The sequence below is a fragment of the Paenibacillus kyungheensis genome, assembly GCF_028606985.1.
Taxonomy (GTDB): Bacteria; Bacillota; Bacilli; order Paenibacillales; family Paenibacillaceae; genus Saccharibacillus; species Saccharibacillus kyungheensis.
This window is the reverse complement of sequence record NZ_CP117416.1, coordinates 5,139,516-5,164,931: the sequence shown is the minus strand read 5'-3', so window position 1 is coordinate 5,164,931 and position 25,416 is coordinate 5,139,516. Positions and strand designations below refer to the sequence as shown.

Annotated in this window: 34 protein-coding genes; 29 read left to right on the top strand and 5 right to left on the bottom strand. The window is 36.6% G+C overall.

Features of this window, described 5'->3' with window-relative positions; translation table 11 throughout:
- Positions 1-34 precede the first annotated feature (34 nt).
- Positions 35-436 carry a hypothetical protein gene (locus PQ456_RS22495; RefSeq protein ID WP_273614229.1) on the top strand — a complete coding sequence of 134 codons (402 nt, stop codon included), beginning with the start codon at positions 35-37 and terminating at the stop codon, positions 434-436.
- A 5-nt stretch (positions 437-441) separates the two neighbouring features.
- On the opposite strand, the gene PQ456_RS22490 is transcribed toward PQ456_RS22495, so the two are convergent.
- The gene (locus tag PQ456_RS22490; protein ID WP_273614228.1) at positions 442-711 is read right to left on the bottom strand and encodes a hypothetical protein; all 270 of its coding nucleotides are present in this window, start codon (positions 709-711) and stop codon (positions 442-444) included.
- Positions 712-939: 228 nt separating this feature from the next.
- Here PQ456_RS22490 and PQ456_RS22485 point away from each other — a divergent pair, with 228 nt between their 5' ends.
- The 18 genes from PQ456_RS22485 to PQ456_RS22405 all read left to right on the top strand — a co-directional run bounded on the left by PQ456_RS22485 (position 940) and on the right by PQ456_RS22405 (position 11,355).
- Positions 940-1,443, top strand: coding sequence for a barstar family protein (locus PQ456_RS22485; protein ID WP_273614227.1), 504 nt, complete (start codon positions 940-942; stop codon positions 1,441-1,443).
- 222 nt (positions 1,444-1,665) lie between these two features.
- The gene (locus tag PQ456_RS22480; protein ID WP_273614226.1) at positions 1,666-1,971 is read left to right on the top strand and encodes a hypothetical protein; all 306 of its coding nucleotides are present in this window, start codon (positions 1,666-1,668) and stop codon (positions 1,969-1,971) included.
- A 170-nt stretch (positions 1,972-2,141) separates the two neighbouring features.
- The gene (locus tag PQ456_RS22475; protein WP_273614225.1) at positions 2,142-2,576 is read left to right on the top strand and encodes an Imm8 family immunity protein; all 435 of its coding nucleotides are present in this window, start codon (positions 2,142-2,144) and stop codon (positions 2,574-2,576) included.
- A gap of 164 nt (positions 2,577-2,740) precedes the next feature.
- Positions 2,741-3,079: a hypothetical protein gene (locus PQ456_RS22470; RefSeq protein ID WP_273614224.1), complete on the top strand. Its 339-nt coding sequence runs from the start codon at positions 2,741-2,743 to the stop codon at positions 3,077-3,079.
- A gap of 268 nt (positions 3,080-3,347) precedes the next feature.
- Positions 3,348-3,680, top strand: coding sequence for a hypothetical protein (locus tag PQ456_RS22465; RefSeq protein WP_273614223.1), 333 nt, complete (start codon positions 3,348-3,350; stop codon positions 3,678-3,680).
- A gap of 168 nt (positions 3,681-3,848) precedes the next feature.
- The gene (locus tag PQ456_RS22460) at positions 3,849-4,091 is read left to right on the top strand and encodes a DUF7336 domain-containing protein (protein ID WP_273614222.1); all 243 of its coding nucleotides are present in this window, start codon (positions 3,849-3,851) and stop codon (positions 4,089-4,091) included.
- Between the two features lie 83 nt (positions 4,092-4,174).
- Positions 4,175-4,507: an Imm8 family immunity protein gene (locus PQ456_RS22455; RefSeq protein WP_273614221.1), complete on the top strand. Its 333-nt coding sequence runs from the start codon at positions 4,175-4,177 to the stop codon at positions 4,505-4,507.
- 173 nt (positions 4,508-4,680) lie between these two features.
- Positions 4,681-4,965: a colicin immunity domain-containing protein gene (locus PQ456_RS22450; protein ID WP_273614220.1), complete on the top strand. Its 285-nt coding sequence runs from the start codon at positions 4,681-4,683 to the stop codon at positions 4,963-4,965.
- A gap of 568 nt (positions 4,966-5,533) precedes the next feature.
- Positions 5,534-5,743, top strand: coding sequence for a polymorphic toxin type 17 domain-containing protein (locus PQ456_RS22445; protein WP_273614219.1), 210 nt, complete (start codon positions 5,534-5,536; stop codon positions 5,741-5,743).
- Between the two features lie 11 nt (positions 5,744-5,754).
- Positions 5,755-6,087, top strand: a complete 333-nt coding sequence (locus PQ456_RS22440) for a hypothetical protein (RefSeq protein ID WP_273614218.1) — start codon at positions 5,755-5,757, stop codon at positions 6,085-6,087.
- 138 nt (positions 6,088-6,225) lie between these two features.
- Positions 6,226-6,402: an Imm8 family immunity protein gene (locus PQ456_RS22985; protein WP_367317640.1), complete on the top strand. Its 177-nt coding sequence runs from the start codon at positions 6,226-6,228 to the stop codon at positions 6,400-6,402.
- A gap of 271 nt (positions 6,403-6,673) precedes the next feature.
- Positions 6,674-6,955, top strand: a complete 282-nt coding sequence (locus PQ456_RS22435; RefSeq protein ID WP_273614217.1) for a hypothetical protein — start codon at positions 6,674-6,676, stop codon at positions 6,953-6,955.
- Between the two features lie 57 nt (positions 6,956-7,012).
- Entirely contained in the window at positions 7,013-7,447 is a 435-nt protein-coding gene (locus PQ456_RS22430; protein WP_273614216.1) for an Imm8 family immunity protein, read from the top strand.
- Positions 7,448-7,626: 179 nt separating this feature from the next.
- Positions 7,627-8,319, top strand: coding sequence for a hypothetical protein (locus PQ456_RS22425; protein WP_273614215.1), 693 nt, complete (start codon positions 7,627-7,629; stop codon positions 8,317-8,319).
- 16 nt (positions 8,320-8,335) lie between these two features.
- Positions 8,336-8,818: a HEAT repeat domain-containing protein gene (locus tag PQ456_RS22420; RefSeq protein WP_273614214.1), complete on the top strand. Its 483-nt coding sequence runs from the start codon at positions 8,336-8,338 to the stop codon at positions 8,816-8,818.
- A gap of 89 nt (positions 8,819-8,907) precedes the next feature.
- Complete coding sequence (locus PQ456_RS22415; protein WP_273614213.1) at positions 8,908-9,198, top strand: putative quinol monooxygenase; 291 nt, start codon at positions 8,908-8,910, stop codon at positions 9,196-9,198.
- A gap of 167 nt (positions 9,199-9,365) precedes the next feature.
- Positions 9,366-10,259 (top strand): alpha/beta hydrolase, encoded by an 894-nt coding sequence (locus PQ456_RS22410; RefSeq protein ID WP_273614212.1) that lies wholly within the window; start codon positions 9,366-9,368, stop codon positions 10,257-10,259.
- Positions 10,260-10,599: 340 nt separating this feature from the next.
- A complete protein-coding gene (locus PQ456_RS22405) occupies positions 10,600-11,355 on the top strand; it encodes a class I SAM-dependent methyltransferase (RefSeq protein WP_273614211.1) in 756 nt (251 codons plus the stop codon).
- A gap of 86 nt (positions 11,356-11,441) precedes the next feature.
- On the opposite strand, the gene PQ456_RS22400 is transcribed toward PQ456_RS22405, so the two are convergent.
- Positions 11,442-12,356, bottom strand: coding sequence for a phosphatidate cytidylyltransferase (locus PQ456_RS22400; RefSeq protein WP_273614210.1), 915 nt, complete (start codon positions 12,354-12,356; stop codon positions 11,442-11,444).
- A 96-nt stretch (positions 12,357-12,452) separates the two neighbouring features.
- On the opposite strand from PQ456_RS22400, the gene PQ456_RS22395 reads away from it, so the two are divergent.
- The 4 genes from PQ456_RS22395 (at position 12,453) to PQ456_RS22380 (ending at position 14,900) form a co-directional block, all read left to right on the top strand.
- On the top strand, positions 12,453-13,007 hold the full coding sequence (locus PQ456_RS22395) for a hypothetical protein (RefSeq protein WP_273614209.1): 555 nt from the start codon (positions 12,453-12,455) through the stop codon (positions 13,005-13,007).
- Positions 13,008-13,301: 294 nt separating this feature from the next.
- Complete coding sequence (locus PQ456_RS22390) at positions 13,302-13,628, top strand: PadR family transcriptional regulator (RefSeq protein WP_273614208.1); 327 nt, start codon at positions 13,302-13,304, stop codon at positions 13,626-13,628.
- Positions 13,621-14,163, top strand: coding sequence for a DUF2812 domain-containing protein (locus PQ456_RS22385; RefSeq protein WP_273614207.1), 543 nt, complete (start codon positions 13,621-13,623; stop codon positions 14,161-14,163). Before PQ456_RS22390 ends, PQ456_RS22385 begins: the two co-directional genes overlap by 8 nt.
- Before the next feature lie 125 nt (positions 14,164-14,288).
- Positions 14,289-14,900 carry a WGxxGxxG-CTERM domain-containing protein gene (locus PQ456_RS22380; protein WP_273614206.1) on the top strand — a complete coding sequence of 204 codons (612 nt, stop codon included), beginning with the start codon at positions 14,289-14,291 and terminating at the stop codon, positions 14,898-14,900.
- Positions 14,901-15,057: 157 nt separating this feature from the next.
- Here PQ456_RS22380 and PQ456_RS22375 read toward each other — a convergent pair whose 3' ends face one another.
- Positions 15,058-15,945 carry a diacylglycerol/lipid kinase family protein gene (locus PQ456_RS22375; RefSeq protein ID WP_273614205.1) on the bottom strand — a complete coding sequence of 296 codons (888 nt, stop codon included), beginning with the start codon at positions 15,943-15,945 and terminating at the stop codon, positions 15,058-15,060.
- A 258-nt stretch (positions 15,946-16,203) separates the two neighbouring features.
- Here PQ456_RS22375 and PQ456_RS22370 point away from each other — a divergent pair, with 258 nt between their 5' ends.
- Both PQ456_RS22370 and PQ456_RS22365 read left to right on the top strand, forming a co-directional pair.
- Complete coding sequence (locus PQ456_RS22370; protein WP_273614204.1) at positions 16,204-17,220, top strand: SDR family oxidoreductase; 1,017 nt, start codon at positions 16,204-16,206, stop codon at positions 17,218-17,220.
- 211 nt (positions 17,221-17,431) lie between these two features.
- Complete coding sequence (locus PQ456_RS22365; RefSeq protein WP_273614203.1) at positions 17,432-18,457, top strand: endo-1,4-beta-xylanase; 1,026 nt, start codon at positions 17,432-17,434, stop codon at positions 18,455-18,457.
- A gap of 133 nt (positions 18,458-18,590) precedes the next feature.
- Here PQ456_RS22365 and PQ456_RS22360 read toward each other — a convergent pair whose 3' ends face one another.
- A complete protein-coding gene (locus PQ456_RS22360) occupies positions 18,591-19,871 on the bottom strand; it encodes a sensor histidine kinase (protein ID WP_273614202.1) in 1,281 nt (426 codons plus the stop codon).
- On the bottom strand, positions 19,871-20,551 hold the full coding sequence (locus PQ456_RS22355; RefSeq protein WP_273614201.1) for a response regulator transcription factor: 681 nt from the start codon (positions 20,549-20,551) through the stop codon (positions 19,871-19,873). The genes PQ456_RS22360 and PQ456_RS22355 overlap by 1 nt, the downstream gene beginning before the upstream one ends.
- A gap of 90 nt (positions 20,552-20,641) precedes the next feature.
- Here PQ456_RS22355 and PQ456_RS22350 point away from each other — a divergent pair, with 90 nt between their 5' ends.
- From PQ456_RS22350 to PQ456_RS22335, 4 genes are all read left to right on the top strand, one after another.
- Complete coding sequence (locus PQ456_RS22350; RefSeq protein WP_273614200.1) at positions 20,642-21,268, top strand: hypothetical protein; 627 nt, start codon at positions 20,642-20,644, stop codon at positions 21,266-21,268.
- 264 nt (positions 21,269-21,532) lie between these two features.
- Positions 21,533-22,300 (top strand): polyphosphate polymerase domain-containing protein, encoded by a 768-nt coding sequence (locus PQ456_RS22345; protein ID WP_273614199.1) that lies wholly within the window; start codon positions 21,533-21,535, stop codon positions 22,298-22,300.
- Positions 22,293-22,979 (top strand): DUF4956 domain-containing protein, encoded by a 687-nt coding sequence (locus tag PQ456_RS22340; protein WP_273614198.1) that lies wholly within the window; start codon positions 22,293-22,295, stop codon positions 22,977-22,979. Before PQ456_RS22345 ends, PQ456_RS22340 begins: the two co-directional genes overlap by 8 nt.
- 52 nt (positions 22,980-23,031) lie before the next feature.
- Complete coding sequence (locus PQ456_RS22335; RefSeq protein ID WP_273614197.1) at positions 23,032-25,221, top strand: carbohydrate-binding domain-containing protein; 2,190 nt, start codon at positions 23,032-23,034, stop codon at positions 25,219-25,221.
- The last annotated feature ends 195 nt before the right edge of the window (positions 25,222-25,416 follow it).

Here is a 25,416-nt window from a genome sequence, read left to right as displayed (position 1 = left end):
GTAGTCTATTTGATTTAGATAAAGGAGACCAAACATGAATCAATTAGAACAGGTTATCGAAATATATGGATTAACACCACAGATAGAGCATTTGCAGACGATTCGCACATTACTACAGAAAGAATGCGCCAATACTGGGCGGGAAGATCATGAATATATGAGACTGTTATGTATGCAGTTGTTTTCGCTAGGACAGATAGAAGATACAAGGTTGATCTGGCAAGCCAAACGTCTCAGTATGGACTCATTTGTGATGATTGATGTGCAATTGTTATGCGGGGCTGGCTTGGAGCAGACCAAGTTATATCTACTAGATATAGATGAAGAAGAAGCTACAGCCGAACTGGCTTATTTAGAAAAGTGTGAATCCGCAGGAGATTTTGAAGATTTTAGTAAGGAAGAGTGGATAGAGCAAGCCAAGTTATATTATCTGTAAAGTGATTAATAGATCGAAATAGGAGCAGTATAGAGTTCTTGTATCACATGCTGTACTGCATCCATTATTTTTTCAGCTTCATAATAAGGATCGATAAACATCTCTGCTGGAAAGTCGATAGTTAATATACAATTTGGCGTCAAAATGAGATCCTGCAATAGAATTTCAAATCGTAATGATTCTTCGAATGTATACCCATCTCGATCCCGATAACAACATATCGCATCCACATCTTCTATTTCGATAATTAACGTCGCATTTGCTGTGAGCTGCATCGTTAAACTCTCCTTTTGCATTGAAGTTCTATTTCATATTATAAATATATTGTAAGAAATATGGATAAAAGTGTGTAATTGGCTTAAATAATAGAATCGTAGGTCAATGGAAATAATCGACTGATTCAAATATTGATAGACTCTTTAAAAATTGGGGAATCTATTCGAGAGCAGCAAAAATAAAATTCTCTAAAGTGAAAATTAGCTAGAAATGAGGTTGTCGAATACATGATTAATAACAATATAGATCTAACTTTAGGTCAACCTTATTTTTATATCAAAAAAGGTGATTTATCCGAGTTTACAAACCTACTATGGGATTTGAGAAGGGTTAATGAACAATGGATAGCTAGACTGGTTAGAGGAACAAAATGTAATACAACTGAAAATTTATTTAATGAGTTTTCTGCGGTGTTTCAGTTTCCCTGGTATTTCGGAGAGAATTGGAATGCTTTTGACGAGTGCATAAATGATTTTAGTTGGTTAAATGCTGAGAGTTATGTGTTATTCATTAGCAATTCAGAGGCTCTTTTAGAGTTAAACATGGAAAGTCTAGTGACGTTCTTAAATATAATGAAGAATACTATTATGGAATGGGAACAGGATAGAGATTTTGGAGCGATGAAAACATCTCCAATTCCTTTTAAAATTATTTTCCATAGTACAGAAGGTAATGCACAAAAAGTTATAAATAAGTTTCAAGAGCTAGGAATTGATCTAGTAATCATTTAAGAAACAACTCATAATTTTAGGGAATCCATCTTAAGGTCTTTTTTGTCTATATCTGCTGTTATTAGAAGCAGAACGTTCTCTCTAATACTTATTATGTTTATAGCTAAAACTCAAAATAATGTTACATTAGCAGATAAAGGATTTTCGTTTTAAAAAGAATTTATTCTCAAAGTCCAATTGCGAGCAAAGAGATTAGGGTTAAAACTATTGTTAGGAGGAGCCATGGGACTAGATATTGTATTATTTGATGAAGGAAAAGTCAGAATAGGACTAATAGAAATGCCAAATAATTTGCATGATGCTATATTTGCGAACACATCCAATTGGAGTAGTTATAGCTATTTAAAGAAAGTTAAAGATTATTACAAAACTAATATTTACCTTAATCTATATGAACTCTCATGCTTTGTAGAAGATCTGAGGCAAATACGTACATTTATTGACTGCATGCATCATTCGTCGTTAGATCGTTTGCTCCAAGCTTTAAGTGGTGCAAATGTCAAAGCTATACATATTGCAGGTGATTGAATATCTTGATCTTGGAGACGCAAATCTTCAAGATTTTTTATCCCAAATATTAAAGAATGAATTGTTTGCTTGATCAATGTAGATTAAACGAAATCCCAAAAAACGTTGATTATACAACTACAATAAACGGTACAGCAGTTTCATCATAATTTGAAGGAGTGAATTAGCATTTGATCCAACCCGTACTGAAAGACCTTATCATCACAGGGAATCCTAATATTCATGGAAAGCTACAATTTACAGAAACAGAAGATATTGGGGACGACTTTTACTTATCTGGAACAGCATGTATAGGGACAGAAGATTCGATTGGTGAAGATAATTTTGATTTTACTATTATGACTCCAAAAGAATTAGAAAGACAACTGAGGAACGGAACTCAAATTATTATAGGTAAAGGAATTTTTATTGTAGATAAGTTAGATTTTGAAGTGATTACTGAAACGATTAATCAGATCTTATTAAAGCATCAAGGTGAAACATGGGAAGCGGTTGCTATATCTCTTAATCCTTATTTTTCGTGGGAGTATACAGATTCTGTACACTTGAATGCTGAGGAATTCTTTGCAATGATTAAAGAAGAATCTGAGAAAGATAATGAATAATATGAATTAACATTTAGAAATAATTGTATTGAATATAGTTTTTTCAGTTAATCCAGATGAGTATTTATGCTCTTCTGGGTTTTTTAAATACTCGTGTAATAATGGTGCTATGATATTTGATTATATGACCAGTGGGAAATAGCAAATAGAGAGTGGTGAGAAGAATGGACTTGAAGTCAATAGAAAACACTTTTAATCTCATTTATGACTTCGAAAAATTGAAGGATTCTACCCAAGCAATACTTGAAGGACTTGTACGTAAATGCTCGAACAATTTTTTAAAAGATAAGGAGATGAGTTTGCCAAAAGACTTAAGCTATTCAGATTTAAAAATACAATATAGATATGTAAGTATATTTGTAAATAGCTTTGATAGAGAGTTTCCTTATTTTAGGATTTGTTTTGACTTGGTTCATCCCAAAACGGGAATACAACTTTTCTACTATCATGTTGATTATAATATTGATGGTGAGTTCTCAGATGAATACTTTGATACATATTAAAAGATAGTCTGTCTGATCTTGGAGATTATTTTCTTTAAGGTCTTTTTTTACCCAAATAGCACTATTCCGTTTAATGAGTTGATTACGTGGATATTATCATGATTGACCTATTTTTGTTATCTTCACTTTATTATAGTTTTTCAAAAATGAATCGCAACTGTAGAATAGTAAAACACTTTTTTTCGATAGAGAGGGTGAAAAGAAAGTAGCATTTTCTAGTATTATTTAATTTGTTTGCCAAAAGAAAACATTAGACTGGGGTGGTTGAATGCCTATCGATGAATTTAAACAATGGATAGTTGAACAAGAAATTGAAAAAAGAACGTTACAAGGATTTTGGTTGAACTTGAATAATTATCAAACAGAAGATCCTGATGAATTCAACTATTTTTTTAAGAATTTTAATAGAGATAATCTTGATGTGAAAATAACACAAATAGCATTGATGCTAGGTAATTATCCAGAATGCAATTATAATCATGTCATATCCTATGTTCCAATAATTTATAATGGAAAAAGAATAGGATTATATCGCTTGCTATTTACTTTAGATGGAAAAATGGATGATGACTATTTTACTATGGAAGAGGAAAGGATTTAATGAACATTTCTAAGAGAGATTTATCAAACTTCGACCTTGAGGACAACAATCTTTCAAAGTCTTTTCTTTATTCCTACCTAATATCGAATGAGTCACGCAGTACGAACCAAACAACTTACTCCTCAAGATAGAGGGTTCGAATAATCTTGATTTTGGAGGTGATTAAATATGATAACGGTATTTTTATTGCAACATAGCTATGAAGTTAATGGAGTGGAAAATCCCAAAATAATCGGCATCTACTCTTCTAGGGAAATAGCCGAATCAACTATAATAAAATACAAGAAAATTCCAGGATTTCGAAATTATCCGAATGAGTTTTTTATTGATGGATATGAATTAGATGAGGACAATTGGGAAGAAGGATTCGTAAGTTCGTTTGTTCTAGATGATAAACGAATCACTGAATAATTCTAAGAACTTGAGGGAGCTAATTCTCCAAGCTCTTTTTTTACTCCCATCCAGTAGCGATTGAATCGGAAGGAGTGGGATGAATGCTAACAATCAAAGTATTAACTCAAGATTTTGAAGATTGGGGTGAAGATGTAGACGATTTTTACGTTTGTTTTCAAGTTGATATTGGATGTGAAGATATTTTAGGTTCAGGAGATATGTTTAGTTTTGAGGTGGTGAGTCCTAAAAGATTAGCAAGAATTATACAGGATAGTGATATCGAAATAGGTAGAGGATATTTAATCATGAATGATTTTAATATAAAACATATAGAATCTACAGTAAATCAGATTATCTCAAAATGTCAGAATGCTGATTATGATGTAGCAATGAAGGAGCTTTCCAAATATTTTAGATGGGAGATGGATACCTGAAATTTAATATTATTGTATCTAAAATTAGAAAAAAGTACGAATCAGAGTTTTATAGCATGATAAATAGGAATAACAGAATTGATTTTAAAAAATTAGCAGTAGCACATATAGTTGAAACAGATAGATCTTCAACAATTACAATGAATCACTAATGAATAAAGGAGGAATCGCTTATGACATCAAAAGAGCAGCTCTATTACCTAATTAATGAGTATATCAAAGGTAATTACGATACAAAAACTTTCTGTGATCAATTTACAATCATATTCAATACAGAAACTGATTATGAAGATTTAAATGAAGTAGAAAATAAATTATTCTTAGAGTTGAGTTCGGTTACTACAAGGTTTTCTCCATATGAAAAAGATTTTGTTTTTCAAAATATGTACTATACTGAACAAGAAGTAAAAAGAGAAGTCTTAGAAATTAAGAGAAAACTCAATAGCCTAAAGAAATAAAGTTATTTACTAAGGTGTATTGGTTTGTTCCAATGTACCCAAAGAAATGTATACATATGACCTAGCTGGCACAGATTCGAAAGCAAATGCAGATAATAATCAAATACAATTTCTAGAGAGTATATTAACCCTGAGTCTGAAATGAGAACAAGATTTGATGTTATTGCAAAAGGTTCAAAAATGTCCTATATCTTACCTTAATTCAGGAGGAGATTGAAATTAAAATAAGCGAATTATTAGCGATTTATGATCTGCATGATAGTGTAGTAGAGAATATTGAATATTTACCGTCTGAGAAAAAGGTTCTTATCACATTGGAATTATGCCAATGGAAGCAAGCTGATTATGATGAATCTGAATCCGAAATGCAGGAAGGCGTATTATCTTTCACTGATGTAGAGTCATTTACAATAGAGCCACTTTCGTTTTTGATAAACAGTAGTGAAATTCTCAAAGCGAAAATTTATCCTGAAAATAGGGTTATCGAAATCATACTGCTGGGTGAACATCATAGCACAGGCTGTATATTGGGAAAAATGTTAACCAAACAAGAACTATTCAGTGCTGAATGTCTCCATCTGAACCCTTACCTAAGATGAATGGTGGTTATAAAGATAGGTTTGGAAATCTTTGGACTAAAGGACCATCTAGAACTCAAGGACAATCCTTTGAATGGGATGTCCAACTTTCAAGAACAGGAAAAAATCAATTGGGGCATTTTAATAGAGATGGTTCGCATTTAAATGTATCATTAGATGGTAAAATAACTCATAAATAAGGTGATCGAGTATGTTTGTTCGACTTTTTGTAAATGCAAAGAGTGAAACTGAAGCGCGTGTAGTTTTAGAAAAAGTTTTTAGAATATTTTCCCCTATACTAGAGAATAAAGAAATTAAGAAGATAGAACCTTATTGGAAGATGGACGAAGTATATATTGTAGAAATTACAATGTTAATTTCGGAAAATCAAACTGAATCGAAACTAAATAGAATTTTGGAATGTATTGCAAACAAATGGATACGATTTGGCGACCCTGTAACTGAACTTCTAGCCTCTGATACAACTGAAAACTGTATTTTTATGTTAGAAGGAATCAAAATGATAAATATTCAATTTGAGTAATATTCGTAGGTCATATTACAGAATCGTACGTTGATGCAGTACTCCAAAATTTCCTGAAAGAAGCTCGAAATCAGTTTATAAAATTTAGGAATGAACATGAAAAATAAAGTACAATAATTCTTAACAAAAGATGAGAAATTGGAAATATTTCAAATCGATATCGAAATAGGTAGAGGATATTTAATCATGAATGATTTTAATATAAAACATATAGAATCTACAGTAAATCAGATTATCTCAAAATGTCAGAATGCTGATTATGATGTAGCAATGAAGGAGCTCTCCAAATATTTTAGATGGGAGATGGATACCTAAATTTTTATAGTCTTTCATCTGAATTTGTAGAAAAGTAAGAATTAGATTTTAACATATTAAATATGATATTGATTAGCTTTGTGTCTTTCAAGATTTTCTTGATTACGAAGTAGCATAGTATGTTAAGCAAGGTAATACTTACATTTTGATTCACAAATAACCCTATCAAGTAACATCCTCAGATGATTATGTTTAGGTACATTCATAATTAGTTTGCTTTTTTTGATCTAAAATAGAAGCTATTTAGATGGTTTAAAGAAGGAGAATTGTTATGGAAATATTATTCTCTACAGATGAAATACAAGAATTGAAAGATTGCAGAGAATTATTTGAAGATATGAAGGTTGATGATATCGAAGTAACTTGCTTTGAAATCATAGACGATCTCATACATGGAAATGATATTTATCAGCGAGAAGATATCGTCTATGCTTATGAGCAATTTGAATTAGCTGTTGAACTATTGAAAGACATAGAGTGGTTTGATAGCTCCAAATTAGAGATTCTATTGCCTAAAGTAAAGCAGTTGTTAATAGCTATTCATTTCGATTAGAGGATTATAATAAATGGTACAGATAGTATAATTATATTTGAAGGAGTGAAATAGCATTTGATCCAACCCGTACTGAAAGACCTTACTATCACAGGGAATCCTAATATTTATGGAAAGCTACAATTTACAGAAACTGAAGATATTGGGGACGATTTTTGTTTATTCGGAACGGCGGGTATAGGAGAAGAAGATTCGATAGGTGAAGATAATTTCGATTTTGTTATCATCACACCCAAAGCATTAGCCAAAAAATTGGAAGATGGAAAACAAATTATTCTAGGTGCACAACATTTTATTGTAAATAAGTTAGACTTTGAAGTGATTACAGAAACGATTAATCAGATCTTATCAAAGCATCAAGGCGAAACCTGGGAAGAGGTTGCTATATCTCTTAAACCTTATTTCTCGTGGGAATATACAGATTCTGTACGATTGACTGTTGAGGAATTATTTGAAATGATTAAAGAAGAATCAGAGAAAGGTAATGAATAGGAATAGAGCGATAAAGATAAACACGTTACATATATTAGTTCTTTATGAGTATGTTGTAAGTCATATAGCTATTTTTAAAGTCTTTTTTATATATTTAACTAATTGATCTTATTAAGCTACAAGCTGATAACGTATATGGATAGATATAGAATAAATTTTAGGAATTAGTGAGGTACTTGATGGAAAAAATGATAAATGAACTTAATATCAAAGTAAAATACACTATTCAAAATCTCACTGAAATAGAATCATTATCTCGTTGGGCAGATGAGAAACATCATTTCATGTATAAGCAAGGGTACAATACATTTTTGAGATACCGATTAATACTAGATATTTTGTTGAGACTTCGAGATATTAACGATCCTTTGTTAGATGATTGGGAATGGGGTTATACAGAAAGCAAACAATCTATTTATATAGAAGAGCTTAATGAAATATATGAATTTTTAGTTGGAAAAAGAAATTTTATAGAAGTAATGATAGTCCAAGAGAACGTACTTGAAGCAAAGATTAAATATGTAGAAGAAATATATTTTCTCGCTAATAAAGTGCTAGATGATCAGTATTTGTCTGTATTAGAAGTAGATCAACTTGAACGTTGGGTATCCTCTTTCGTTATTCAGACTGGAAGTCATTGTATTTTACATGAGACAGTCGTAACTGTATTACATCTTCACGATGCATTAAGACATCAACAAAATAAGATTATATCTATCGGAAATCTAGGCGGAATTACAACGATAAGTGTCAACGATGAAAAGACACGCTTACAACATCTGAAAAAAATAATAGAAGGTATATCTACATACCGATTAAATTTATGCCTTAATAAACAAGATATTTATTATAACAGCATTACGATTATATAAAATAGGAGAAAGGCTATTGTTAATTTCTATATTAAAAGAAAAAATAAATACAAATCATATCGATGAAGCCATATGTATGATAGAAGAAATAGGAGAGAAAAGGCTGAATGAAGCTGTTCCTTATCTTATTGAACAATTACAACTCACCAAAAGTCATGTATTGAGAAATTCAATTGCTCTTGCTTTACGTGATATCGGAAATTCAGATGCGGTTGAACCTATAGTACATGTATTAAAAGATCCTAAAACGCTAGGGTATAGAGGGACTTTATTAGCTTCTTTAGAACCGTTTGATTATTCTAATCATATTGATATGCTTTTCGGTTTTTTAATTGAAGGTAATTTTGAAGTAAGTAGAAAGTCTTTTTTATTAATTGAATCTATCATCGAAAATATATCGGAAGGAACAAAACAAGAATATCTAGAGAGATTAAAAGATGAGATTGAGCGTTTAGAGGAGAAACACGATCTTCTATCCGAAGCTAGGGATATGTTGTAATTTAAAGTATCGATTTTTGATCTTCCTTCAAAACGGGTATGATAATACATAGCACCACCAAACTTATCCGCCAGAAGGAGAATAGATCCATGACGAATCTTGTGAATAATGCGATTTTGAAAGCAAAAGCAGGGCATGAAGAGCAGTTGAAAGCAGAATTGATCAAAATGTTGGAGCCTTCTCGTAGTGAAAGTGGTTGTATTCAATATACGTTACATGAATCGGTTGAACCGGGTGTGTTTGTATTTTATGAAATATGGGAAGATGAAGCTGCGCTTGAATTTCATATGAATACGCCTCATTTCAAATCGTATCGGGAAAATATTGCTTCACTGGTCGATTCTCGTGAAGCGTTCCGTTTGCACAAAGTAGAACAGTAAAAGCAAGCTCACCACGAAAGTGATTTCTGATCGTAGAAATCACTTTTTAGTTTGTGGATTTTGCGTAAATAGTAGCAGCCATACGCTGTCTGAGCGCCAAATTTGATTATCTTCCGTTATCTTTTTTATAATTAGATCATGCACCAGACGAATAGGAGTGAGAACCAATGGATAAAGACCAACAACTTGCAATGGTGAAAAAAGTAAGAGAAGCATCGATGAATAATGTCAGTGGCTCTACATTACAACCAAGCTACACACCACAGGTGAAGCAAGAACAGCACGTCATCCCAACAACGTATGGCGATGCCCCTGTGACTGTGCATATCCCTGATCGAGAGGTTGCTCATCCGTTACCGGTATTCGTTAACTTTCATGGTGGTGGATTTGTGATGGGTGATCCCAAAATGGATGATCCGTGGTGTAGTGTGATTGCCGATCGGGCAGAATGTATTGTTATTAATGTGGATTATGTATTAGCGCCTGAACATAAATTTCCAGCTCCAGTCTACCAATCGTATGAAGTGGTGAAATGGATTTCGGAACATGCCGAAGAACTTCATATAGATGCCAAACGTATAGCAGTCGGCGGGCATAGCGCAGGTGGTAATCTAGCAGCAGCGATCTGTCTATTGAACAAAGAGCGTGGCGATGAACTCAATATTGTGTATCAGGTGCTGGATTATGCACCGCTTGATCTAGCTACCGATCCTGAGCAAAAGCCACAATTTCCTGAAGCGATTCCTAATGATATTTCTCGCATCTTTAACGCTTGTTATTTGGAAAATCCAGAAGATGCACGTAATCCGTTAGCTTCACCTGTATTTGCTCCATCTTTAACAGGGCTTCCGTCTGCACTGGTTATTACCGCAGAACGCGATTCATTGGCAGCAGAAACTGTAGGCTATGCTAAGCAGTTGGAAGAAGCAGGTGTGCAGGTTACAGCGAAGCAATATGCAGGAGCCGCACATGGATTTACTCATAACGGTGAGCTAGCTGTAGCAGAAGATGCCTGGCATCTAATGAGCGATAAACTAAAAGAAGCATTTACGGCACATTAATAATTGAATATAGAATTTACCGTGCATCCATAATTGAATATAGCATCATACAAAAAAGACGATCCCTGATATAGTAGAGGATCGTCTTTTTTGGCAATCAGACCATATAAGGAATATAACTCAATGGATAAAAGTATATCTATATATCGAAAACCTACGTATCGACAAGAAAATATATCTATAAAAAAGTGATATCAAGAAAAAGGGCGTTCAACCGTAAATCACATGATTATAAAGCCACAATAACAGCATACCGGAACTAGCTATCTAAAGCAGATTGATTTATAATATTTAAATGAAACATGGTTTTATTAGATGAAACTATAGGAGCGTGATAACAATGAATAGTAAAGAAAGATTTTCAGATCGAGTAGATTCATATGTCAAATACCGTCCTAGTTATCCGGTAGCCGCTATAGATTATTTGTATGATGTGATTGGTGTCGAGCGAGAAAGTAAGATTGCAGATATTGGTGCAGGTACAGGTATTTTTGCTGAATTGCTTTTGGAACGTGGTAACCATGTGATTGGGGTGGAGCCAAATACCGAAATGCGTGAAGCCGCAGCAGTCAAGCTAGCAGAAGAGCCTAACTTTGAAGTGATTGCAGGATCGGCAGAAGCGACAGGTCTTGCAGATCAGTCGGTGGATTATATTACTTGTGCACAGGCTTTTCACTGGTTTGATCAGCAAGCTACTCAAACTGAGTTCAAACGTATTTTGCGACCTGAAGGTAAAGTGATATTAGTCTGGAATTCCAGATTGACGACAGGTACTCCATTTTTAGAACAATATGAGCAATTATTGCGTGATTATGGAACAGATTATACGAAAGTTAACCATAAAAATATTTCAGCAGAGAAATTAGAACCTTTTTTTAAAAAAGATACGATGGAACTGGCGAAGTTCGGCAATCGGCAGGTATTTGATTTCGATGGATTAGCAGGAAGATTACAATCTTCTTCCTATGTGCCTACTTCAGATGATCCTAAGTATCACGATATGATGGAGCAATTAAAGGTTATTTTTGAGCAGAATCAGCAAGAAGGCGTAGTCTTTTTCGATTATGAGACTGAAGTGTTCTGGGGAGAAGTCTAACTGGATCATATATATTATCTACAAAAAGCCTCCATCTTCAAAGATAGAGGCTTTTTTGCTGATCTATTCTGATATACAATCGCTATTTACATAAAGTCCATCACATAACGTACTACATGGAAAAAGACAGGAGCAGTATACGTTAAGCTGTCGATACGGCTGAGATAACTTTGTTTTTCATTATCTACTTTCTGATCTTCGCCTATGAGCAGATCTCGTTTGAGTACAGAAACGGTTAGACTACCGAAAAAGCCACTCAAACTAATCAGCATCCCGGTGACCAGACCAAAGTTAGCACCGAGTGGTGTAAGCACAGGAGCTACAAAGTAAGAAGTCACAGCCGTCACTACAAAAGCACACGCGAATCCTTCCCAAGTTAAGCTGGCATTGGATGTCGGTACAATTTTGCGTTTCCCGATATACATAGAGGCGACATAATGCACGACGTCATTAAGCTGGGTAAGTAACACCAGAAATAATACCAATCTTCCTCCATATTGAGCCGTCGCAAATGGAAAATAAGCGAGATGACTGAGTCCGAATACCATTAGCATCAATCCCCATTGGGTTGAACTAACACTCCGTAGAAATCCACCGGTGCCTTTGTTAATTAAGCGTGGCAATGGTAACAGCAAAAACACATAGATCGGGATAAATACGATAAACATGCCGTACCAACCGATATAGATCCAATAAAATTGAATCGGAATGGCTAGATACGCCCATAAAAATAAACGCCGATCGGCTTTGCGTGAACGGATCATCGAAAAGTACTCTTTTAGTGCAAAAAAGGTCAGAACCATCAGCGACAATAGCGATACAATTGGATTAAATAGCGTAGCCAGACAGAAAATAAAGAACATTCCCCACCACGTTTTGATTCGTAATCCAATCACACTATAATCTTGATTTTTTTGAATTTTACTGACGATAATGTAAATAAAATGGATAACAAGTAAAGCAATAAAAATAAGGATTAATGTTATTAGCGAACTATTCATAAATCGGCACCAACTTACCTTGAATTAGGATTCCATAAAAGGGATCATATGCTATTATGAAGGAATAAAGGTGAATTGATAAGGGGAAATGTTGTGATGGCGGCAGAGCGATCAGTTTTTATTTTATTGACCAATACAGGAACGTTATTTACCAAAATGATTCAGACTTATACGAAAGCACCGTACAATCATGCTTCGATTTCGTTTGACCGTGAATTATCGGAGTTGTATAGCTTTGGACGGAAGCATCCGAGCAATCCGCTGAATGGTGGTTTTGTGAAAGAAGATATTAAAACAGGTACATATAGCAAATATCCGAATACCACTTGTGTGATCTATGAACTTCAAGTTACCGAGCGTGAAGTAGAGAAAATGCAACGGGTGTTGCAACTGTTTATCCGTAAGCATCAGAAATATTTATACAATATTCTAGGTGTAATCAGCATCACGCTCAAAGAACCTGTCGAGTTCAGTAATTCTTATTTTTGCTCTCAATTTGTCGCTGAAATATTGCAACGTTCTGGTATCAAAATCTGGAACAAGCTTCCTGCACTTGTTACTCCAGACGACTTTCGCCAAAGTGACCGATTGCAATTGATCTATGAAGGCAAGTTAAGTGAGTATGCAGTGAAGTCTGAAGAAAGTCGCTAATTCTCATATAGTCTGTACAACAATAAATAAGAATAAATAAAAGTAAGCATCCACAATGTAGACTTGTATATTACAGGTTTAGACTGTGGATTTTTTTATGAGACTAATCAAATAAAAGTATTGAGTAGTGAGCTTTATAACACAGAAGAATGTAAAAACTAGCACCCATAAGCTTTTGTATATTTTCTCAATGATGGAGTTTACTATTGAATTACTATATCGTGGCGTGATATAGTAACTGCATTAAACTATATCGAGGTACGATATAGTTGGGGTAGAAAAGTGGAGGAATTTATGAACAAAAAAATAAGCAGTTACCTACCAATGACAGAGACTGCCTTTTATATTCTACTAACTTTGCAGAAAGTTCGTTACGGTTACGGCATTATGCAGGATGTAGAGAAGTTAACTAAAGGTCGGATTAAGCTTGGTGCAGGAACTATTTATGGCAGTCTATCTCGAATGGAAAAGGATGGGCTGATTGAGGTAGTAGGTGAAGAAAATCGACGTAAGTCTTATATAGCCACAGATTTGGGCAAAAGTTTGCTTCAGCAAGAAATCGCACGAATTAGCGAATTATATCATAACGCTATCCAAATGGAGGGGAATAACAATGAGTAACAAGAATGTATTCCGTTGGTGGTGGAGTTGGGAATCTGAAAAAATAGAGCGGTGGATCGAAGCACAGGAAATACAAGGCTGGCATTTAGTCCAAGTAAAAAGTAAATTGCTGAGATTTCAATTTGCAAAAGGTTCTCCACGCACAATGCGATATGTATTTGATTATCAGCATGACGTAGATGAGGATTATAAGCAGTTGTATGAAGATGCAGGCTGGGAACAGATGTATGCGAAAAATAATTGGTATTTATGGCGTAAATCCTATCTAGCAGATCATCCAGAGCAACGTCCAGAAATTTATTCAGATGTGGACTCAATAGTTCAGCGTAACAATCGAATCAAAACAACATTGCTTACGGTAGGTCTAGTATTAATACCTATTCTAATTATGAATATGATGTTACAACCGATGTGGCAAATTCGCACGACGATTTTGGTCGTTTATCTGTTGATTTTCGCACTATTTTTGTACGGGATTACTCGTCTTAATGCCCAAAATCGTAGACTACAAGAAAAATCTACATCCTTGAAGTAGTAAGATTATTCCACTACATTTATACAATTTATTCATAAAAATGTAAAAAATAGTGTTTGAATAGTAAACTAACGGTTAATATAGCCTAACATCAAAATACATTAATTCAAGGAGATTATGACATCATGAAGAAAAAATTTCAGACTACTTTTCTCTCATTATTAATCGTATTGACCGTTGGGGCAACGCCGACATTCGCTTCGACAACAGGAACTACTGGAACAACAGGAAGCACAGGTACTACAAGTAGCACAGGAACAGACTCTACCGGAGTAACAGGAACGGATGCAACGGGAACAACAGGAACAGATTCTACTGGAGTAACAGGAACGGATGCTACAGGAACGACCGGAACAGATTCTACTGGCGTAACAGGAACGGATGCAACGGGAACGACCGGAACAGACTCTACTGGCGTAACAGGAACGGATGCGACCGGAACAGATTCTACTGGAGTAACAGGAACGGATGCCACAGGAACGACCGGAACAGACTCCACTGGCGTAACAGGTACCGATACAACAGAAACGAGTACGACAGGAACAACAGGAACAACTTCTACTGGAGCAACTGGTGTGGCTACAACAACTTCTGGAAATGATGCACCGATGACTACCGATATGGATGATGACGATAATGATATGGATTGGGGATGGCTCGGGTTGTTAGGTCTTCTTGGATTGTTAGGTCTTCGAGGACGACGTCATGATCCACGTGACACTAATAGACCTCTTTAATCACACATCAATTACCCAAATAGATCAGATAAATATCTCCAAAATAAGATCAATCAAAAAACACCGATGACACAAAATATGTCGTCGGTGTTTTTTTGAATATAGCGATGAATACAGAAATGATATAGACATCTAACGTTTGCCTATCGTTTATCTTTTACGATTCTTCAGGTACAACTACACGAATATGACCGGGAATAATCCGCAGATCCACAGGTAAAGGAGGGCCTTCTTCGCCATCTACATTGGTTTTGACAGGATCGGTTGAACTGACTTTAACATGCTTGGCAGTAAAATAAATAACATCTTTGTGTTCTTTTAGATTGCCAAGCAATAACGATAATCCTGCGGTTAATGTATTGAACATATTCAGGTTCGTCATAATAAAGCAGTGTAATAAACCGTCATCTACTTCAGCATCAGGAACCATACTTTCGAATCCTCCAACCGAGTTGGTAAGTGCCGCTAGAAAAAGAGGAGCTTCCCCTTCCCAAATTTCGCCGTCGTGTTCGATTTTTAAAGGAGAAGCCGAATTGCTCATCAATTCTTTCATCCCATCTCTAAAATAAGCAAATGCGCCTAATTTGGATTTGTCTTCAGAAGGAACAGACGATAATGCTTCTGCCAGAGAACCAGCAGCGATCACATTGGCAAATAATTGATCATTTAATTTACCCATATCTACATTTTTGACATGAGAAGATCGCAGTGTCTCTATCGCTTGATCAGGGTTCAATGGAATCTGAAGAGCACGTGCAAAATCATTGACTGTTCCAAGTGGAATAACCGCTAATTTCGGACGATAGTCTTGATCCATCAATCCATTAATCGTCTCGTGCAGAGTACCATCTCCACCAATCGATACGACCAGATCATGACACTCTTTACAAGCGTCTGTGCAGAATTGAGTAGCATCTAATTCTTTGGCAGTCTCGTTGACTGTGACATGGTATCCTTGTTCGCTGAGAATATCTTCTGCTTTTTTGACATATTCTAAGGCTTGTTCTTTACCTGAAGATGGATTAATAATGATCGTTGCCTTCATGAGATGAATTCCCCTCTACAATTTATATAAGTGCATGTAAGCAATTTTGAAAAGTTGGAAATGAATTCGACATCAATTACCATTACCCAAAATAGCAGTGATGATACAAGAATATTACCTTTTCGCCTAAATTATTGAAAAATATAATAATAAAAGTCCTTCCTTTATCATTTGTTTGCTTCCTCTAGAAATGGTATCGTATAGGAGATTTCAGATTATTGCTCAAAAGCTTGGCTATTTTGCAACGGAGGTGTATTTATGAAAGCGCTATTTATTGGAGGTACAGGGATTATCAGTTCGGCGATCACGCAACAATTGTTAACCACTGATTGCGAATTGTATCTGCTGAATCGAGGAAATCGTAATCAAGATTTACCTGCTAATGCACATCTGTTGCAAGCAGATATTAATAATGAACAGCAAGTAGCAGCATTGATTGCAGATCTAGAATTTGATGTTGTTGCTGATTTTATTGCATTTGAACCTTCTCAGTTGGAACGAGATTATCGACTATTTGCAGGTAAAACAAAGCAATTTATCTTTATCAGCTCCGCTTCTGCGTACCAGTCCCCACCTGCGGATTATCGCATTAATGAAGGCACTCCTTTATCCAATCCCTATTGGAAATATTCACGTAACAAAATCGATTGTGAAGATTATTTGATGAAAATGTATCGTGAACACCATTTCCCGGTCACGATTATACGTCCAAGCCATACGTATGATGAACGTTCGATTCCTATGGGTGTACATGGTAGTGAAGGAAGCTGGCAAGTCGCCAAGCGGATGCTAGAAAATAAACCGGTAATTATTCATGGAGACGGTACATCGTTGTGGACGATGACTCATAATACTGATTTTGCCAAAGGATTTATCGGGTTGATGGGTAATATTCAAGCGATTGGAGAAGCGGTACAGATCACATCAGATGAATCGCTGACCTGGAATCAGATTTATGGAGCAGTGGCAGATGCGCTTGGTGTGAAGCTGAATGCAGTCTATGTCTCTTCTACATTTTTGGATGCTTGCAGTACAGAAGATTATCGTGGAAGTCTGCTTGGAGACAAAGCCAATTCGGTTGTATTTGACAATAGTAAGCTTAAACGGCTAGTACCTGACTTTGTAGCTACGACTCGCTTCGATCAAGGAGTGAAGCAGGTAGTGAATCATATCCTGAATCATCCTGAATTGCAAAAAGAAGATCCTGAATTTGATACATGGTGCGATAAAGTGATTACAGCTTTGGAAAATGCGGTTCAATCTGTTCGTTCTTAAAATTTTATTTCATTAAAGGGAAAGCATATACAGTGCTTTCTCTTTTTTTGTTATGTGGTTATATAGCATATTCTATTATTTCCTTATGTTTATAGCGAAAAAATGAAGATAAGTTGTTAAACTTACAAATGTAAGCGCTTATCTCATATTTTGGTAATGTTCGATATCGAAACATACGCAGTCCATCTATTTATCCAGAGGAGGAAATGAGATGTCAAAATCAAGCCTATGGAAAGTGATTGGAACGGTCGCATTAACAGGGGTATTATGTACATCTACTTTTGCAGAGTACAGCTATGCGAGTCTAACCAGTGGAAGTAAGTTTTTAGGTAATATTATTGCTGGGAATGTTCCCGCAAGTTACGGTAACTACTGGAATCAAGTGACACCGGAAAATTCGACCAAATGGGGAGCCGTTGAAGGCAATCGCAATTCGATGAACTGGGGACAAGCCGATATGGCGTACAATTATGCGCAAAGTAAAGGCTACCCTTTCAAATTCCATACTTTAGTCTGGGGAAGTCAAGAACCTGGATGGGTAAGTGGTCTATCTGCGGCAGAGCAAAAAGCAGAAGTAACCCAATGGATACAGTTAGCAGGTCAGAAGTATTCGAAATCTGCTTTTGTTGATGTAGTCAACGAGCCATTTCATGCCAAGCCATCTTACAGTAATGCGATCGGTGGAAGTGGAGCGACAGGCTGGGATTGGATTGTCTGGTCTTTCCAACAAGCAAGGCAACAATTTCCTAATTCCAAATTACTTATCAATGAATACGGCGTTATTAGCGATCCTAATCTAGCGGATCAATATGTGAAAATTATTAATATTCTCAAAAGTCGTGGCTTAATCGATGGAATCGGTATTCAATGTCACCATTTTAATATGAACAATGTATCGACCAGTACAATGACAACAGTACTGAACAAATTAGGATCGACAGGCTTACCGATCTACGTATCTGAACTGGATATGACTGGTGATGATGCCACTCAATTAGCACGTTATAAAGAAAAATTCCCTGTACTTTGGAATCACCCTTCTGTCAAAGGAGTGACACTATGGGGATACATCGAAGGACAGACATGGGAGCCGAATACGCATTTACTGAATGCGAATGGTACAGAACGCCCTGCACTAAAATGGTTAAAACAATTTTTCGGCAAAGGGATCACAGATGGACAGTCTATTATGCTGGAAAAAGATAACCTAGAGACCACTGAAGTACCTGCTCCATAATTGTGAATATACCTGATAGATGGAACAGTCTTATAAAATAGCAACAAAAAGGATGCTAGCTTGATCGTTAGCATCCTTTGTTTATAAAGTGTCTGTATGATACATGTATTGGTGGGAGTACGATGAATCTCATTCAGACCGCATTGAATAGTAAATGAAAAGTGGTCGACTCTCCTACGACGCTAGTAGCATACAACTTGCCTTCATGCTGATCGACAATAGAGCGTGCAATAGCAAGTCCTAATCCATAACCGCCTTGCTTACGAGCACGTGAAGTATCTGTTCGGTAAAAGCGATCAAAAATACGGGTAAGATGTTCTGGCGCAATCCCTTCGCCAGTATTGGTCACATTCAATAAAACTTCCTGTTGCTGATGTGTAAGTGAGATCGTAATTGTTCCTTGAGAATTAGCATATTTGATCGCATTATCCAGAACAATCATAATCACCTGATGAATCTGTTCTTGGCTACCTTGTACTATAAGATTCGGCTCAATCTCATAATCCAGTGTTAATTCTTTTTCGAAAATAACAGCTTCCATCGTTAATATAATCCGTTCTACCGTTTCACTCAGATCAAATGGCGTATATACCATCGAAGTTCGAGAATCGTCCATTTCTGTCAAATACAATAGATCGTTGGTTAAGCGAGCCATACGCTCTGTTTCTAACTTGATATACTCTAGCCATCTAGCCTGACTTTCGATCGTTTCCTCGCGATTAGATAACAGCACATCAGCATTCGTATTAATAATCGCCAGCGGTGTTTTGAGTTCATGTGAAGCATCGGCGATAAATTGCTTTTGTTTATCAAAAGCTTCTTTAACCGGATAAATCGAACGATTGGCAAAAAAGCGGCTGGTGAAATACAACGCGACCAACATAATTAATCCTACTACAGCAAATGTATAGATCAGATTTTTTAAGATATCTTGTTGCGCTGTTACATCTAGAAAAATAAGCTTATACCCTGTGCTGATAGGTTGCTTGATAAATGCCCAGTCACTATTATCGAGCTTAAATTGTCCATTGTTTTTGTTAATCGCTTTCGCTTCTGCTAGAGCAGATTGATACAAAGTAGTATCCATATCAAATGGAGAATGGGTGGCTGTCATTTTCCAGTTACTATCGATTTCGATAGAAAAAGATAACGAACGTTCTGTAAATGTATCGTCTACAGGTTGACCATTTCCATTCATCCCGCCGGGATTGTTCATATCCCCTCCACCTGGAGGATTCTGTCCATTATCGAAGTTCCGCGGAGCGATGTTAGCAATGCGAGATAACTCACTACGGATATCATTTTGAGCGTTCCGATACGTAATCGTATAGATCGAAGCAAAGGCGATTAGCATCAATACCGAAATCGTCACGAGATTAACAATCAGAAATCGATTACGAAGCTTGTTGAACATTAAGAAGTCACCTCTTCTAATACATAACCGACTCCACGAATCGTATTAATCTTAACTTGGGAATGCAAGAAGTTCAGTTTTTTCCGTAAAAAAGAAATATACACTTCCACATTGTTGTACTCTACATCCGAATCAAATCCCCATAACTTTTCGATAATCTGTTCTTTGGAAGTGACTCCTTGCTTGCGAGTGATAAGAAGTTCTAACAACTCATTTTCTTTTAGATTTAACTTCATTTCTTTGCCATTCACCGATAGCTTGAGATTGGCTGTATTTAATTGAATATCTCCAAATCGGAGTCCATCTTCGGGTAAGACTTCTCCTTTACGACGGAGTGCAGCCCGAATACGAGCTAACAATTCTTCCGATGAAAAAGGCTTAGCGATATAATCATCTGCGCCATAATCCAGTCCGATCACTTTATCGGTAATCTCACCTTTAGCGGTCAGCAAAATAACAGGTGTTGCTACGCCTTGCTGACGTAAAGTTTTGAGAACGCTGATCCCGTCCATTTCGGGCATCATAATATCCAGTAATAACAGATCATAGATCCCACTTTGGGCATAATCCAGCCCTGTACGACCATCATGTACCGCATCAACGGAATAATGATTTTTTTTCAAAATTTGGGTTAACGCTTCTGCTAAATGCTGTTCATCTTCTACTATTAATATTCGCATAGTGGCTATCGTCCTTTATATATCGTTCTCTACACATTGATCACTATCCACGTACTTGGTAGAGTAACGGATTATTTGTATGATACATTAATGATAATGGTCAAAGCTTTAGCCAATCTTAAACCTTATTACTGTATCGACCAGATCTGTGCCAAATTTGAATATAACCGTCCAGAAGTCGAACAATTAATAGTGATTGCAGTCGATGAATTTATTGCCAAAGTGCAAGCTAACGATACAGATTTAAGTGATCATATTATATTTTCTTCTCAAAGTCATGAAGCTTTTGCAGATTTAATTATACTGGATCATCAATTGGTTATTTTAGTCGAGCGGTTTGATACAAAAGATTCTCTATTGATGATATACACTGTGGATAACCAAAATAAAGAATATATTAGTTATCCACATGTGTATAACAAATTATATCATCTGAACCACATCTTTTATGCTACCCACACGTCGGATATGTCTACTCGATTGTATAAGTTAAGCACAGGCGAGCAGATTGCTGAGATTTTACAACCTCAAGGAATCGTTACGATGATAGAAGAAGGAATTGTTACTATAGATCAACGTCTGGGGAGTGAAGATCGGCAATTATATATCTATAATGATCAGGGATATACATTATGGATAGAAGATTGTGCCTGGATCGATTACAAGCAGCAGTTTATATTCAAAATAAAACAAAGCGAGCAACATTCTTCTTTATAGAAGCGAATCATATAAATCATTCATTATTGCCATGTGCGCGTATGCGTCATGGCTTTTTTTGTGTTTTGTCAAAAATGTTTTCGCAATGTAAAACATTTAAGATTCACTAAAGGTTAGGGCTGTAAGATTCAAATATAAGCAAGCGAGACACACCAACAGACAACATCTACATGTGAGGTAAGACTCAATACACACTTGATAACTATTTCCAAAAACCAATCAGACAATATCCAATACATGCTTACATGAAAGGAAATGATCCACATGGCAATCGAAGTATTCAACCGGTATGAAAGTAAATATCTGATGGACACTCCATCGTATTTCAAATTGTATAACGAATTGTTGGAGTATATGGAAGTCGATGAATATTGCCAACAACACGATTTTTACTCGATCAGCAATCTGTACTTTGATACACCGCATGACTCGTTAATTCGTATGAGTCTTTCCAAACCGAAATACAAAGAAAAGCTACGCTTGCGGGCTTACGGCGTTCCCGGTGAGAATGCTAAAGTCTATCTGGAAATTAAAAAGAAAGTGATGGGCTTGGTGAACAAACGCCGGACAGCGCTGAAATTAGACGAAGCCTATGAATTTGTTCGCACGGGTCTGGCACCGGAGTATCAAGATTATATGAATCAGCAAGTGCTAAACGAGCTGACTTACTTTTTGCAAATTTACGATCTAGCACCGAAATTATATCTTTCGTATGATCGAAAAGCATTGTTCAGCAAGCACAATCGTGATCTACGGATCACATTTGATAGCAATATCCGCACCAGACGTTATGATCTCAAATTAGAACAAGGTGATTATGGCGACCAGTTAATGGAGAAAGGGCAATGGCTGATGGAAGTGAAAGCTGAAAAAACGATTCCATTATGGTTATCACAAAAGTTGTCCGAACACGGAATGTACCGTACGAGCTTTTCCAAATACGGCAACGAATACAAACAACTATTGAAATCAAAAATAAACCAACCTGTAGAACATATTCCAACTGAAAAGGAGAGCATTCTTTATGCTTGATTCATTACTAACGGTAGCTACAACCACAACAGATCTGACTTTAACCACTTCGCTACTCACGATATTCGTCGCTATTGTTCTAGGCGGATTAATCAGCTTAACGTATATGAAAACGAATCCGAGCGGGTATTCGCAAAACTTTACATTAACGATGGTACTACTTCCAGTGATCGTCGCTATCATTATTCTACTGATTGGTAGCAACATTGCCAGAGCATTCAGTCTTGCCGGTGCATTCTCGATTATTCGCTTTAGAAGCGCTCCCGGCGATCCTAAAGATATCGCTTATGTATTGTTCACCATGGCAGCAGGTCTTGCCTGTGGTACAGGATACTTTGGTTATGCTGTGTTATTCACGATCATCCTGTGTGTGATGATGTTTGTACTCAACCGCTTCAAATTTGGTGTCAGTAAAAAATTGCAAAAAACACTTAAAGTCACGATTCCAGAAAATTTAGCTTATGACGAAGCATTTGCAGAAGTATTCCAACAATTTAACGTACAGTATGATTTGAAAAAAATTAGAACAACCGAGCTTGGCAGTCTGTATGAACTGGTCTACTTGGTCACAATGAACCAGGTTACCAACCAAAAAGAATTTCTGGATGCGATCCGGTGCCGTAATGGTAACCTCGACCTCTCCTTAACGATGAGTCCAACAGCAGTAGAAGCATATTAAATTATCCAAACCAAACGAATTCCAAACCAACGATTGAAGGGAACGATATCATATGAAAAAATGGATCACAAAAACTAACTTGAGCATAGTTCTTCTAAGTACACTGGCATTATCAGCATGCAGTTCAACAACACCGACAGCATCCGAGGCATTAGCGGCGGCAACTAGCTCGACTGCTACAGTGGCAACAACAGCGACTACAGTATCCTCTTCAACAGCACTGAAAGTCTCTGATCTGGTTACATTTGATAGTGGAGACGATGCTATAGATTGGAAATCATCCGACTATACAGCGATCCAATTAACAGGTTCCAGTGCAACCATCACAGGCAATGGCGCAACTGTAGCAGATGGAGTCATTACGATTACCGCAGGTGGTACGTATGTGCTTAGCGGTCAATTGACAGATGGACAGATTGTGGTCGATTCACAGGATGAAGAAGATGTCATACTGGTACTAAATGGCGTAACGATTACAGATAGTGATAGTGCACCAATTTATATCAAAGAAGCGAAAAATGCGTTTATTACCTTAGCCGACGGTACAGAAAATGTGATCACAGATGGAGCAGAATATACTTTTGCAGATGATACTACAGATGAACCAAGCGCAGCGATTTTTAGCAAAGCAGACTTAACTATCAATGGTGAAGGTACATTATCTGTACATGCCAATTACAAAGACGGTATTACCAGCAAAGACGATCTCAAAATCGTATCTGGCACACTAAATATTACCGCTACAGATGATGGTATAGTCGGTAAAGATATGGTGGCGATCGAAGATGGAACATTTAAGATCGTAGCGGGTGGAGATGGGATCAAGTCTACAAACGATACTGATGCAGATAAAGGATTTGTCGCTATAGCAGGTGGAACTTTCGATATCCAATCCACGAATGATGGGATTCAATCTGAAAAGCAGTTAGTTATTGATGACGGTACATTTACGATTGTATCCGGTGGAGGTCATACCAAGGCTGAAGCCAAAGTGGAAGAACAACCCGGTCAAGGTGGAGGATTCGGTGGACCACGAGGTCAAGAAGATCAAGCTACAGCAACAACAACTACCAAAGCAACTACTAATACAACAACATCGACAGACACGACTGCATCAACAGACACAGATGCAACAGCTACTGAATCTACCAGTACTAAAGGTCTGAAAGCAACAGGTGATATCGCAATCAATAGTGGAACGTTCACCATAGATTCTGCAGATGATGCTGTTCATAGTAATGCAACAGTCCATATCACAGGCGGTACGCTTGAAATTGCTACAGGTGATGATGCTATGCATGCAGATGTGGATCTGAATATCTCTGGTGGGAAGATCAATGTAACTACCAGTTATGAAGGGTTAGAAGCGACAAATATCAATGTCTCTGGTGGAGACACGAATGTGATAGCTTCTGATGATGGTGTAAATGCTTCTGGTGATGCGAACACAACAAGTACAACAGCATCGACTGAAGCGACAACAGCTTCAACTACCACAGAATCAACCACTGCAACGACTACAGAACCAGCAACATCGACAGACACCGATCCAGCAGGTAACAGCGCTCCTCCAGGAGGTTTCGGTGGAGGCGGCGGTCAAGGTAGTTCCCAAAATGCTCTATTAAATATTACAGGAGGTACACTTACTGTAGATGCACAGGGAGATGGCTTAGATTCCAATGGATCTATCACGATGTCAGGCGGAACTGTTATAGTTAATGGTCCAACTGCGAACGGAAATGGCCCACTCGATTATGATGGTACCTTTGAAATGACAGGTGGATATGTAGTCGCTGTCGGCAGTTCAGGTATGGCTCAAGCACCTTCTGACGATTCTACGCAATCTGCAATCAGTATGAGTTATTCTGCTACCCAATCAGCAGGTACACTGGTTCATATTCAAGATAGCACAGGCAAAAATATCCTTACTTTTGCACCGACTAAAGATTATCAATCCGTTGTTGTCAGTTCTCCTGATCTGGTCAAAGGTGATTCATACTCGATCTACACAGGTGGAACGTCTACAGGTACAGCAACAGATGGACTATATGCAGATGGTGAATATACAGGCGGAACCAAAGTAGTCGATTTTGAATTAGCTAGCCAGATCACATGGGTGAATGAGTCAGGTGTAACAACAGCGAACACAGGATTTGGTGGAGGCGGAGGTCAAAGACCGACTAGAAATATGACGAACAACACGACAGGTACAACCAATAGCACCTCAGATACAGCACAATAATCATTATGTAGTAAAAATTAAATATAATCTAACATGATCAATAAGGATATCAGTTATTATAAGCTGACATCCTTATTTTGTGTTATATAAAATGACATATTGTTTGCATAAATATACAATTCTATTGAGTTATTTAGCTATTTATCGCTATAATACATATTAATATTATATTTATGTAATATTAATTTACATAAG

What these genes read in the sequence shown, in the direction of transcription:
- PQ456_RS22495 (WP_273614229.1), top strand. Translation starts at nt 35, where the DNA reads ATGAATCAATTAGAACAGGTTATCGAAATATATGGATTAACACCACAG.
- PQ456_RS22490 (WP_273614228.1), bottom strand. Translation starts at nt 711, where the DNA reads ATGCAGCTCACAGCAAATGCGACGTTAATTATCGAAATAGAAGATGTG.
- PQ456_RS22485 (WP_273614227.1), top strand. Translation starts at nt 940, where the DNA reads ATGATTAATAACAATATAGATCTAACTTTAGGTCAACCTTATTTTTAT.
- PQ456_RS22480 (WP_273614226.1), top strand. Translation starts at nt 1,666, where the DNA reads ATGGGACTAGATATTGTATTATTTGATGAAGGAAAAGTCAGAATAGGA.
- PQ456_RS22470 (WP_273614224.1), top strand. Translation starts at nt 2,741, where the DNA reads ATGGACTTGAAGTCAATAGAAAACACTTTTAATCTCATTTATGACTTC.
- PQ456_RS22465 (WP_273614223.1), top strand. Translation starts at nt 3,348, where the DNA reads ATGCCTATCGATGAATTTAAACAATGGATAGTTGAACAAGAAATTGAA.
- PQ456_RS22460 (WP_273614222.1), top strand. Translation starts at nt 3,849, where the DNA reads ATGATAACGGTATTTTTATTGCAACATAGCTATGAAGTTAATGGAGTG.
- PQ456_RS22455 (WP_273614221.1), top strand. Translation starts at nt 4,175, where the DNA reads ATGCTAACAATCAAAGTATTAACTCAAGATTTTGAAGATTGGGGTGAA.
- PQ456_RS22450 (WP_273614220.1), top strand. Translation starts at nt 4,681, where the DNA reads ATGACATCAAAAGAGCAGCTCTATTACCTAATTAATGAGTATATCAAA.
- PQ456_RS22445 (WP_273614219.1), top strand. Translation starts at nt 5,534, where the DNA reads ATGTCTCCATCTGAACCCTTACCTAAGATGAATGGTGGTTATAAAGAT.
- PQ456_RS22440 (WP_273614218.1), top strand. Translation starts at nt 5,755, where the DNA reads ATGTTTGTTCGACTTTTTGTAAATGCAAAGAGTGAAACTGAAGCGCGT.
- PQ456_RS22435 (WP_273614217.1), top strand. Translation starts at nt 6,674, where the DNA reads ATGGAAATATTATTCTCTACAGATGAAATACAAGAATTGAAAGATTGC.
- PQ456_RS22425 (WP_273614215.1), top strand. Translation starts at nt 7,627, where the DNA reads ATGGAAAAAATGATAAATGAACTTAATATCAAAGTAAAATACACTATT.
- PQ456_RS22415 (WP_273614213.1), top strand. Translation starts at nt 8,908, where the DNA reads ATGACGAATCTTGTGAATAATGCGATTTTGAAAGCAAAAGCAGGGCAT.
- PQ456_RS22410 (WP_273614212.1), top strand. Translation starts at nt 9,366, where the DNA reads ATGGATAAAGACCAACAACTTGCAATGGTGAAAAAAGTAAGAGAAGCA.
- PQ456_RS22405 (WP_273614211.1), top strand. Translation starts at nt 10,600, where the DNA reads ATGAATAGTAAAGAAAGATTTTCAGATCGAGTAGATTCATATGTCAAA.
- PQ456_RS22400 (WP_273614210.1), bottom strand. Translation starts at nt 12,356, where the DNA reads ATGAATAGTTCGCTAATAACATTAATCCTTATTTTTATTGCTTTACTT.
- PQ456_RS22395 (WP_273614209.1), top strand. Translation starts at nt 12,453, where the DNA reads ATGGCGGCAGAGCGATCAGTTTTTATTTTATTGACCAATACAGGAACG.
- PQ456_RS22390 (WP_273614208.1), top strand. Translation starts at nt 13,302, where the DNA reads ATGAACAAAAAAATAAGCAGTTACCTACCAATGACAGAGACTGCCTTT.
- PQ456_RS22385 (WP_273614207.1), top strand. Translation starts at nt 13,621, where the DNA reads ATGAGTAACAAGAATGTATTCCGTTGGTGGTGGAGTTGGGAATCTGAA.
- PQ456_RS22380 (WP_273614206.1), top strand. Translation starts at nt 14,289, where the DNA reads ATGAAGAAAAAATTTCAGACTACTTTTCTCTCATTATTAATCGTATTG.
- PQ456_RS22375 (WP_273614205.1), bottom strand. Translation starts at nt 15,945, where the DNA reads ATGAAGGCAACGATCATTATTAATCCATCTTCAGGTAAAGAACAAGCC.
- PQ456_RS22370 (WP_273614204.1), top strand. Translation starts at nt 16,204, where the DNA reads ATGAAAGCGCTATTTATTGGAGGTACAGGGATTATCAGTTCGGCGATC.
- PQ456_RS22365 (WP_273614203.1), top strand. Translation starts at nt 17,432, where the DNA reads ATGTCAAAATCAAGCCTATGGAAAGTGATTGGAACGGTCGCATTAACA.
- PQ456_RS22360 (WP_273614202.1), bottom strand. Translation starts at nt 19,871, where the DNA reads ATGTTCAACAAGCTTCGTAATCGATTTCTGATTGTTAATCTCGTGACG.
- PQ456_RS22355 (WP_273614201.1), bottom strand. Translation starts at nt 20,551, where the DNA reads ATGCGAATATTAATAGTAGAAGATGAACAGCATTTAGCAGAAGCGTTA.
- PQ456_RS22350 (WP_273614200.1), top strand. Translation starts at nt 20,642, where the DNA reads ATGATAATGGTCAAAGCTTTAGCCAATCTTAAACCTTATTACTGTATC.
- PQ456_RS22345 (WP_273614199.1), top strand. Translation starts at nt 21,533, where the DNA reads ATGGCAATCGAAGTATTCAACCGGTATGAAAGTAAATATCTGATGGAC.
- PQ456_RS22340 (WP_273614198.1), top strand. Translation starts at nt 22,293, where the DNA reads ATGCTTGATTCATTACTAACGGTAGCTACAACCACAACAGATCTGACT.
- PQ456_RS22335 (WP_273614197.1), top strand. Translation starts at nt 23,032, where the DNA reads ATGAAAAAATGGATCACAAAAACTAACTTGAGCATAGTTCTTCTAAGT.